Below are 8937 nucleotides of genomic sequence, written 5' to 3'. Positions count from 1 at the left end.
CGACATTCAAGGGGCCGATAACCGCATCAAGGGTGGCATTCACACCTTCGACGAGCTTGCGGAAATCTCCCTGGTGCTTTGTTACATCAGCACGGGTATCCAGTTTCCCTTCAACCGCGGCGCGGGAGAGCATACCAGCGTCTGCGATAAGATCGTTGACGGCATCAATGCACTGGTTCAGGTTATTCTTGATCTCGTTAAAGTCACCATTGTAGGAATCAGTGATCTTCGGGGGAATGTCGCCTTTCGAGATACGATCCACATACTCGGCAGCGACATTTACGGGGCCGATAACCGCATCAAGGGTGTCATTAATCCCTTTGGCAAGCAGGAGAAGATCGCCCTCATATTTATCCGGATCAACCCGGGTATCAAGCTGGCCTGCTTTTGCAGCTTGAGTCAGACTGATAATATCCCTGACTGCAGTCTTCTCCGCTGTTTTATCCACATAAAAATTAATAACTGATAGAACATCACCATTGTCGTCAAGGATCGGGAGATAGAGGTATTCAAGTACCTTCTGCCCTGCCGGAACATCAAGTTCAAGCTCTCCTGAAAGAACGGTCTTCATTTCAATGGCATCCCGTGCTGTTCTTCCGGTACGTTTGGTCACTGTAATTTCGGAGAGGTTCATCTTCAGGAGTTGTTCGGTTGAATAACCAGTAACCTGAGAATATGCTGAGTTGGTCTTCGCAATAGAGAGGTCAGGATTAATTTCAAATATCGGCACCGGGGCATTCTGAATGATAAACTCTGCCTTCCTCTGCAAAAGTCTGCTTTCATGTGCCTGCCGGTTAATATCATGCATCAGGATTGCCCGGTTGACTGCAACCAGAATTATGTCCCCAAGGGCATCTATCAGGGCACGTTCTTCTTTTAAAAACGGCCCCTCGTCCATGACCGGTTTTTCTTCCAGATATACAACCTCAAGGACACAGGGGTGCCCGTCTGACGCGGTCATCTCGACGGACAAGGACCAGGGAGTCTTTTTAAATTTACCGGTTTTTTCCTGCAGGGTTGTATATTCAAAAGATGCCTCACAGATATCAGGGTACTGGAATGCATCCGGGATATCACGAAGGACACGGCGGATAGCATCCTCAAGACTGAGTGATGTGTCTCCGAGGATGCGTGTAGAGTCCAGGAGTAATTTCTGCTCTTTCAGACGTTCTGTATACTGTGCAGCAAGTATTTTCAGTTTTTCATCTTCGCTAATCTCTGCTTTGAGTAATTCTTCAAGACCAGTAAATCTCATAATCCATCCCCTACCAATGCCAGATACCAGAATTCAGTATAATTTCAACCAGGAATGACAACTGTTTCCCTGAGTCTTCACTATCGGTAAGAAATACTTTCATGATGAGATATAAAAACTCATGCCATGTGTTGTGACTGAACACAGATTATATCCAAAAAATTAAATAAAAAGTCTTCTCATCAAATATTCGAATAAATTTGTGAGGCTCATGCATACCTTAAACAGTGAGTACAATGAGGTAAAAATCAGAAATATTGATCCATATTGTTCCATCGTCTGTAAGAGTCCGTCTCACCTCCCTGAATACTGCGACAAGATGTGCTATATAATCATCCAGATACCTTTCGGCGCCAATCTGTCCAGGGATTCCATAATCCCTCATCCCATAGTATGGTGGGCTTGTTATTACAGTTTGAATAAAAGAGTCGGGCAATTTTTCCAATATTGTGAGTGCATCACCACAGATAATGTATGAACCTTTCCCATCTTTCCATCGTATTTCAGGAATTTCTTGAGTCTGCCCAACGCTGTATGAAGAATACCTGAAAAGATTTTCAAAATAGTGATCGACACTTTTTGTTTCCATTTCATTCCGTTGATACTATTGTTATGTACTTTTTTCACCCACATACTGAAATCTTTTATTCAGGGGTAATCCACTCGAGCTGTACTATCACGGTAAATTATGGTATCCGTCAAACCATTGTATGATTACAACATACAGATATGCCATGTATATATGGGAAAAAATCCCCCCTCATGAAAGACGTGACCTTCTGGTTGCCTGGCTTGCTCTTTCTGCAGCATTTACCCTTGCGATGGTATGGGGGCAGCGGCTTGATCCGTTCATCATCGGACAGTTCTTTATAATCTCCCTTGTCACAGCGGGAATCGCCTTCATTGTACATGAAATGGCTCACAAATTTACCGCAATGAAGTACGGATACTGGGCAGAGTTTCAGATGAACAGTATGATGCTGGTAGTTGCCGTTGCCATGGCTGCACTCGCAGGAATTGTCTTTGCAGCTCCGGGAGCTACCATGATATATGGTAATTATATCTCACGGGAAGAGAATGGAAAGATATCCCTTGCCGGCCCGGTGAGCAATCTCATCCTCTTAATACCCTTTGCCGCCCTGATAATTGTCGGTCAGTCAGCAGGGTCAGTTTTACTTGCGATCATCGGCCTTGTGGGCGTCAAAGTCAATGCGATGATTGCCGCATTTAATTTACTCCCGGTCGGACCTCTGGACGGGGCTAAGATCCTGAGCTGGAACCCGGTCATCTTCGTCGGAGTCGCACTTATTGCATTTGGTATCCTCTTTGGATCTTTGAGTGGTTTTTTCTAAGAGGGAGCATCGGATAATCCCTGCGTGGATTTTATCAATCTCCCTCACTCATGTATGATTTATGAAGGTAGTTGCATTTCTTGGAAGCCCCCGTCCGGATGGGAATTCAGAGCACCTGGTCCGCCGAGTCTTTGATATTCTGGAATCAAACGGGATAGAGACTGAAATGGTTCGGATCGGTGGAAAACCATTGCATGGATGCCTTGCCTGTATGAAATGTTATGAAACCAGGAATGGACAATGTGCAAACCAGACCGATGATCTGAATGAATATGTTGAGAAGATGCGGGAGGCCGACGGGATAATCTTCGCGTCACCAACGTACTTTGCAGACGTCACTGCCGAAATGACGGCTCTCATTGACAGGACCGGTATGTTAAGCAGGTCAGGTGGTGACTTTCTCAGGTTCAAGGTAGGTGCTGCGGTCATATCGGCCAGAAGAGGAGGAGCTATTCATGCGTTTGATACCATCAACCATCTGTTCCTGATGTGCCAGATGATAGTGCCCGGATCATCCTACTGGAACATGGGTCTTGGAAGACTTCCGGGGGAGGTCGACTCAGACGAAGAAGGAATGGAATGCATGGAGACCCTTGGGATCAATATGACCTGGCTCCTCAAACGGATCGCTGAATAAATCCCTTTTTTTCCCAGCCGACCAGCTAGAATATCAGGTACCGGGCTGAGGTATGTGCTAGTCATGGTACTTGAAGAAGAGATCAGGTTTTCTTCGGAAGGAAAAGCACAGGGTTGTGTAAAGATTTTTCGAGATCTGAACATCTCTGCCAGCCTGAAGACCAAAGTGGAACTGGAAAGCAGGGTGGTATACAAAGCACCCTTCAAAGCGTTAAAAGGAATTTTTGAAGAAGAGATAGCACGTATCCGTGATGCCGGGGAGGAAGGATTTGAAAAGTTAGTGATGGCCTTTGAAGAGGGGTTACAGGATCTCATCCATGAAAGAGACTACCTGGAGCAGACATTCATCAGCCATAAACCGGGAGATCACATCAACACGAAGCTTTTCAATGTCTTTGTCAGGGATGGCGCGGTGCCTGAAACCGAAGAAGATATGGAGGCATTTTTAAGAGAAGCCACAGTTACACAAATTCTGGGGCTCAATAATCTCCTTGACATAGATGAGGAAGGGATGATTCTGAAAGGCACCATCTCTCCTGATGACGCGGTCATGTCCCTGTTCGGTGATGAAATTCCCCCATTCAGGGAAGAGGCATTACAAAAGTGGGAGATCATCCGGAGCCTTGAGGCTCGGCAAACCTCTACCTATGTCGTTACCACAGGGCCTGACGTCATATACCTGGAAGATCTGAGAGAACTGGAAGAATACTTCAAAAAGACTGATAATGAGGAGGAAACAGAAAAATTCTTCGCCAACCTCCAGGTGAAACAGGTATTAGTCGCAGAGATTCTGGGGATTATTCAGAAGGATGGCCGGGCAACAAAAGAGCAGCTGATGTCTGAATTTATCCATAAGACCCTGCCGCTTGAAGATGATACAATCATGATCGGCTTTCACCTCTCGCCGGCATATATTGAATCGGTCCTCAATGATATGAAAAAACTGGGATTATTGAAAGGAAAAGACTCAAAGCTGAAACTGGTGATCTAATCCCTTATGCTTTCATCTTTCCAGCATTCTTTTTCCATTCTCCAGAGAGCAGATATTGCGGATTGAAAAGAGCAGTGAGACGGAAAACAATAGAATCCGCCTGGTCCCCGTCGGTGATCGTACGGATAAGATCTTCAAAGTCGATCCAGACAAGGTCATCTTCGCCAGCCGCGAACTGTCGTCCATTCTGGTGCAGGAATGTATCTAGTGAAATTTTCATAAACCCGAGCATGAAATTATTCTGAATTTTTGCATCAGACCGGTCAAGATGAGATACAACAGTATCAGGTACCTCCATAATCCCGTACACATCATCGACCAGGATACCAAAACGCGTACTGTGGGCATCTTCAGGGACGAAGACGATGATCTTCTTCTTTGCCCGTTCCTTTCCGAGCGGGATAATTCTTCTGATATCGATGACCTTTATGACGTCAGATCTGATATTAATGATGCCGGGGATAAAATCAGGTGCGCCAGGAAGGGGATTTTTCACCTGGTCAGGTACTATCTCACGGATATATGAGACCTGTGCCCCGTACAGACCATCCCCAAGGGCAAAAAGCAATAACCGATGAAGTGCATCATTTTTTGTCGTCATTCCATCATACCCCCTCATGGATCGGTATATATTCAGGCCCGGTCTTCAACAGAAGTACTGTTGGTTCAGGATATGGATATATTTTGCAGCAGGAGGAGACAATACCAAAGGGTATATACAGGGAACAGATAAGATAAAAAAACAGAACGGATTTTACTAGCATGCAGGAACATCTGACACTCGTTGAGATATTACTGGGAAGGGATCATTATCTGATTGATGGAGACATCATAGACAAATTTGTCCGCCCCCTTCAGACCATCGATGTCTATGATGCTCCCCCGTATATCGAAGGTATGGCACAATGGGGTGAGGACATGATACCGGTCATCAATATTGCACCCCTTCTTGGCATGGACCGGGCAGATAATAAAAGACATAGAACACTTATCATCCACAAAGGAGCCGTCAGTGAAACAGAAATGGCGGTCTCGGTTGATGATGTATTCAATGTCAGGAAAGTCAATCCCTCTGATATCATGCCAGCCGATATTTCCGCATGTGACGGGATGGAAGAGTATGTAAAAGGATTGATCCGGCTGAAAACAGAGTCTGAAGGAAAAACAGAGGAACTCCTTCTCCTCTACCTCAATCTTTACAAGATGCTTACCGACCTGTTACGGGGAAAAATTGCGCGTCCTGCACCTGATTTTTACATCTGGAGATGGGACAGCGAAGCGGCATCCTCATAGTATCGGTCCGGCACCCGATTCAGGTCCGCTCTGTCATATCACTTTTTTGAGCCATACATCCATGTACTACCCATGAGCTGGAGTCCGGTAACACTCGAGAACTGGCTGATAAGACAGAAAGACACACTTGATGAAGTCAGGGGGCCGGTTGAGGCGATCATTTCGGAAGTCAGAGCTCGTGGCGATGCAGCGCTCCTTGATTATGCTGAAAAATTTGATAAAGTCCGTCCAGAAGCAGTCAGACTGAGCGAAGAGGACTGGGATGCAGCATACGAAGAGGTATCGCCGGAGTTAGCCGAGGCATTATCTGAAGCATATGCACGAATCAGCAGATTCCATGAACTCCAGCGCCGTGAGGACTTCTGGATAACAGAAACAGAGCCGGGGATCTCCCTGGGGGTAAAGACAACCCCGCTTTCACGGATTGGTATCTATGTTCCGGGCGGGAGGGCAAGTTACCCCTCAACTGCTCTCATGTGTGCAATTCCAGCAAAAGTGGCAGGAGTCAAGGAGGTCATATGCTGCACGCCGCCACCGGTTCACCCTCTTACCCTTGTCGCCTGTGATATCGCCGGAGTTGACGAGGTATACCTGACAGGAGGAGCACAGGCAATTGCTGCCATGGCATATGGTACTGAAAGTATGGCTCCGGTCGAGAAGATCGTCGGTCCGGGGAACCGGTACGTGACCGCAGCAAAGATGATGGTTCGTGATACCGTGGAGATAGACTTTCCGGCAGGACCGTCTGAGATCGCCATCATCGCCGACGAGGATGCCAGACCTGACTTCATCGCCGCTGACATCCTTGCCCAGTCTGAGCATGACCCGCTGGCAGCGTCCATGCTGATAACCCCAAGTACTCAGCTTGCTGACGAGGTGGGGAAGTGGATTGCCCGACTGACTGCAGAGGCTGATCGGAAAGAGATCATTTCACAATCTCTTGAGCGCTCAGGATATCTTATCGTGAAGGATCTGGACGAGGCAGCAGAGGCATCAAATAAAATCGCACCTGAACACCTGGCAATACAGGTCAGGGATTCCTTCTCCCTGCTTGGAAAAATAAAAAATGCCGGATCGATATTTATCGGTCCGTATGCAGCAGTTGCCTGCGGAGATTATGCATCCGGTACAAACCATGTCCTCCCGACCGCCGGTAATGCCCGGTACTATTCTGGTCTGAATGTTGCACATTTCACCAAGACTTCAACTATCCAGATGATCGACCGGGAGGGCCTTGAGATGATTGGCGATGTTGTGGAGACGATTGCAGAGGCTGAGGGTCTGTCAGCTCATGCAGATTCTGTCAGAATCAGGCGTTCTTCTCAAAAGTGAAAGATTTTCCCATTTTTGTCGTGATCATACATGAAACCGTATCCGGACGAGGGTTGCGAGCATTGACAACGTATCTGACAGCCGAAGCCGCGAGTCAAGAGTATCATTCCAGATGACCGGGACTTCGATGAGCGAGTATCCCTTCCTTGAGAGATGCCAGAGCAGTTCCACATCAAACTCAAATCCATTTGAGCGGAGATCTGGAAGAACTGCATCAAGAGCCTCTTTCTTAAAAATTTTCGCGCCACACTGGGTGTCATAAAAGGGGAGACCAAACAGGAGCCGGATGAGGCCGTTGAATATCCTGCTCTGGATGCGCCTGAACAGGGGTTGTTTTCTCTGAAGAATCTGACCGGGAAGGTGCCTGGAACCGATGACCCCGTCATGATCTCTCATAAGGCGGGAGAGCCGGACCAGTTCGGAGACCTTTGTTGAGTTGTCAGCATCCATAAACCCGACCAGGGATCCTGATGCGACGGTAAATCCTGCCCTGACCCCTCCCCCTTTCCCAAGCCGGTGGGGAAAGGTAAGACATTTGATGGTCATATCAGGATGGTTTTTTTTATAATCCTGAATGATATCAGCGGTGTCATCAGTTCCGTCACAGACAAAAATAAACTCAAGGTCCGAATCTGTTAATTCTGACAAAAGTGGCCTGATACGGCCTGATTCGTTATATGCAGGGATAACAATACTGACAGATGGATGATTCATAATGCTGGAGAATGAGTTCGTACCCTAACAGGTTCACCTGAAATACTCATATGCATTCCCCATTTTTATCGTCAATCTCATGCACCTGTACCATGCATATGTAAGTATGAGTTATCTGAATGAGATAAAAAACCGGGGTAGAGAGGCAAACCCTTTCTTCTGTCTTATGGGTATCGAGCCTGAATCCTTCGGAGATGGAAAAGCCCGGCTACGTATGGCGGTCAGGGATGATATGAAGAACGGTGAAGGATGGCTCCAGGGAGGACTCTATACTGCCCTTGGTGACGAGGCGATTGCTCTTGCAATTTATACCCTGCTATCCGAAGGCGATACCATTGCAACCGTCTCCTGTACCACTCATTTCATCAGGGGAGTCAGGGAAGGCACTATTTTTGCAGATGGTACCGTAGTCAGAAAGGGCAGAACGATGATTTATGCCGAAGCCTCCATCACTGATGCGAAAGACGGGAACCTTCTCGCACGGTGCACCGCTTCTTTTATAGTCAGGCAGGGTGCCGGCACAGGGTAAATGAGGGATAAGGGTTAACCTTTCTGCAGGTTTTCGGAGGAGTCACGTGAAGTATATTTTTGTTACCGGGGGTGTTATGAGTGGTCTTGGAAAAGGTATTACCGCAGCATCCATCGGGCGGCTTTTAAAAAACCGGGGATATCAGGTTACTGCAGTAAAAATTGATCCATACCTGAACATTGACGCGGGGACCATGAACCCGGCCCAGCATGGAGAAGTTTTTGTCCTGCATGACGGTGGTGAAGTTGACCTGGACCTTGGGAATTATGAGCGTTTCTTGGATATCGAACTTAACTCCTCCCATAATATCACCACCGGTAAAGTGTACAGGATGGTCATCGACAAGGAACGTCGTGGCGACTACCTGGGTCAGACCGTTCAGATAATACCGCATATCACTGACCAGATCAAGGATTGCATCAGATCTGCTGCAGAAGAGAAGGTCTTTGACGGGAAACCGGCTGACATCTGCATCGTTGAAGTCGGGGGAACAGTCGGTGATATTGAGAGCATGCCATTCCTTGAAGCAGTCAGGCAGATGAGAAGTGAACTAGCCACGGCAGATCGTGCTCTGGTTCATGTCACCCTCATGCCATCGGACTCCATGGGGGATCTGAAGACAAAACCGACCCAGCACTCGATCAAGGCACTTCGTGAACTGGGAATATTTACCGACATCATTGTTGGACGGAGTGAGAGACCGTTAAACTCACATACGAAGAAGAAACTCTCATCACTCTGTGATATACCCCAGAACGGGATCATCAGTGCGGCAACCGCTCCGGATATATATCAGGTTCCGATGGAGCTGGAAAAGGAGGGAATGGCCGATGTC

General features: G+C 47.3%; 11 protein-coding genes. 7 read left to right on the top strand and 4 right to left on the bottom strand.

Features of this window, described 5'->3' with window-relative positions:
• Together LDL35_RS12700 and LDL35_RS12695 are read right to left on the bottom strand one after the other, a co-directional pair.
• Nucleotides 1–1255 (bottom strand): PAS domain-containing protein (locus LDL35_RS12700; RefSeq protein ID WP_304023006.1); only part of this gene is annotated, 1255 nt, incomplete at its 3' end.
• Between the two features lie 220 nt (nucleotides 1256–1475).
• Nucleotides 1476–1844 carry a DNA methyltransferase gene (locus tag LDL35_RS12695; RefSeq protein ID WP_304023004.1) on the bottom strand — a complete coding sequence of 123 codons (369 nt, stop codon included), beginning with the start codon at nucleotides 1842–1844 and terminating at the stop codon, nucleotides 1476–1478.
• 145 nt (nucleotides 1845–1989) lie between these two features.
• Here LDL35_RS12695 and LDL35_RS12690 point away from each other — a divergent pair, with 145 nt between their 5' ends.
• The 3 genes from LDL35_RS12690 (at nucleotide 1990) to LDL35_RS12680 (ending at nucleotide 4234) form a co-directional block, all read left to right on the top strand.
• A complete protein-coding gene (locus LDL35_RS12690; protein ID WP_304023002.1) occupies nucleotides 1990–2607 on the top strand; it encodes a peptidase M50 in 618 nt (205 codons plus the stop codon).
• A gap of 61 nt (nucleotides 2608–2668) precedes the next feature.
• The gene (locus tag LDL35_RS12685) at nucleotides 2669–3244 is read left to right on the top strand and encodes a flavodoxin family protein (protein WP_304023001.1); all 576 of its coding nucleotides are present in this window, start codon (nucleotides 2669–2671) and stop codon (nucleotides 3242–3244) included.
• Nucleotides 3245–3307: 63 nt separating this feature from the next.
• Entirely contained in the window at nucleotides 3308–4234 is a 927-nt protein-coding gene (locus tag LDL35_RS12680) for a hypothetical protein (protein ID WP_304022999.1), read from the top strand.
• Nucleotides 4235–4238: 4 nt separating this feature from the next.
• On the opposite strand, the gene LDL35_RS12675 is transcribed toward LDL35_RS12680, so the two are convergent.
• Nucleotides 4239–4835: a chemotaxis protein CheW gene (locus LDL35_RS12675; RefSeq protein WP_304022997.1), complete on the bottom strand. Its 597-nt coding sequence runs from the start codon at nucleotides 4833–4835 to the stop codon at nucleotides 4239–4241.
• Between the two features lie 161 nt (nucleotides 4836–4996).
• On the opposite strand from LDL35_RS12675, the gene LDL35_RS12670 reads away from it, so the two are divergent.
• Both LDL35_RS12670 and hisD read left to right on the top strand, forming a co-directional pair.
• Nucleotides 4997–5527 carry a chemotaxis protein CheW gene (locus LDL35_RS12670; protein ID WP_304022996.1) on the top strand — a complete coding sequence of 177 codons (531 nt, stop codon included), beginning with the start codon at nucleotides 4997–4999 and terminating at the stop codon, nucleotides 5525–5527.
• Between the two features lie 72 nt (nucleotides 5528–5599).
• Nucleotides 5600–6859, top strand: a complete 1260-nt coding sequence (gene hisD / locus LDL35_RS12665) for a histidinol dehydrogenase (RefSeq protein ID WP_304022994.1) — start codon at nucleotides 5600–5602, stop codon at nucleotides 6857–6859.
• Nucleotides 6860–6883: 24 nt separating this feature from the next.
• On the opposite strand, the gene LDL35_RS12660 is transcribed toward hisD, so the two are convergent.
• Nucleotides 6884–7573 (bottom strand): glycosyltransferase family 2 protein, encoded by a 690-nt coding sequence (locus LDL35_RS12660; protein ID WP_304022993.1) that lies wholly within the window; start codon nucleotides 7571–7573, stop codon nucleotides 6884–6886.
• A gap of 106 nt (nucleotides 7574–7679) precedes the next feature.
• On the opposite strand from LDL35_RS12660, the gene LDL35_RS12655 reads away from it, so the two are divergent.
• The gene (locus LDL35_RS12655) at nucleotides 7680–8102 is read left to right on the top strand and encodes a PaaI family thioesterase (RefSeq protein ID WP_304022991.1); all 423 of its coding nucleotides are present in this window, start codon (nucleotides 7680–7682) and stop codon (nucleotides 8100–8102) included.
• 46 nt (nucleotides 8103–8148) lie between these two features.
• On the top strand, nucleotides 8149–8937 hold a 789-nt coding region (locus tag LDL35_RS12650; RefSeq protein WP_304022989.1), incomplete at its 3' end, for a CTP synthase.

It is taken from the genome of Methanospirillum hungatei (genome assembly GCF_020216685.1).
Lineage (GTDB): Archaea > Halobacteriota > Methanomicrobia > Methanomicrobiales > Methanospirillaceae > Methanospirillum > Methanospirillum hungatei_B.
Note: the sequence above shows the minus strand (reverse complement) of the source record. Positions and strands in the feature narration are given on the sequence as shown.

What these genes read in the sequence shown, in the direction of transcription:
- LDL35_RS12695 (WP_304023004.1), bottom strand. Translation starts at nt 1,844, where the DNA reads ATGGAAACAAAAAGTGTCGATCACTATTTTGAAAATCTTTTCAGGTAT.
- LDL35_RS12690 (WP_304023002.1), top strand. Translation starts at nt 1,990, where the DNA reads ATGTATATATGGGAAAAAATCCCCCCTCATGAAAGACGTGACCTTCTG.
- LDL35_RS12685 (WP_304023001.1), top strand. Translation starts at nt 2,669, where the DNA reads ATGAAGGTAGTTGCATTTCTTGGAAGCCCCCGTCCGGATGGGAATTCA.
- LDL35_RS12680 (WP_304022999.1), top strand. Translation starts at nt 3,308, where the DNA reads ATGGTACTTGAAGAAGAGATCAGGTTTTCTTCGGAAGGAAAAGCACAG.
- LDL35_RS12675 (WP_304022997.1), bottom strand. Translation starts at nt 4,835, where the DNA reads ATGACGACAAAAAATGATGCACTTCATCGGTTATTGCTTTTTGCCCTT.
- LDL35_RS12670 (WP_304022996.1), top strand. Translation starts at nt 4,997, where the DNA reads ATGCAGGAACATCTGACACTCGTTGAGATATTACTGGGAAGGGATCAT.
- hisD (WP_304022994.1), top strand. Translation starts at nt 5,600, where the DNA reads ATGAGCTGGAGTCCGGTAACACTCGAGAACTGGCTGATAAGACAGAAA.
- LDL35_RS12660 (WP_304022993.1), bottom strand. Translation starts at nt 7,573, where the DNA reads ATGAATCATCCATCTGTCAGTATTGTTATCCCTGCATATAACGAATCA.
- LDL35_RS12655 (WP_304022991.1), top strand. Translation starts at nt 7,680, where the DNA reads ATGAGTTATCTGAATGAGATAAAAAACCGGGGTAGAGAGGCAAACCCT.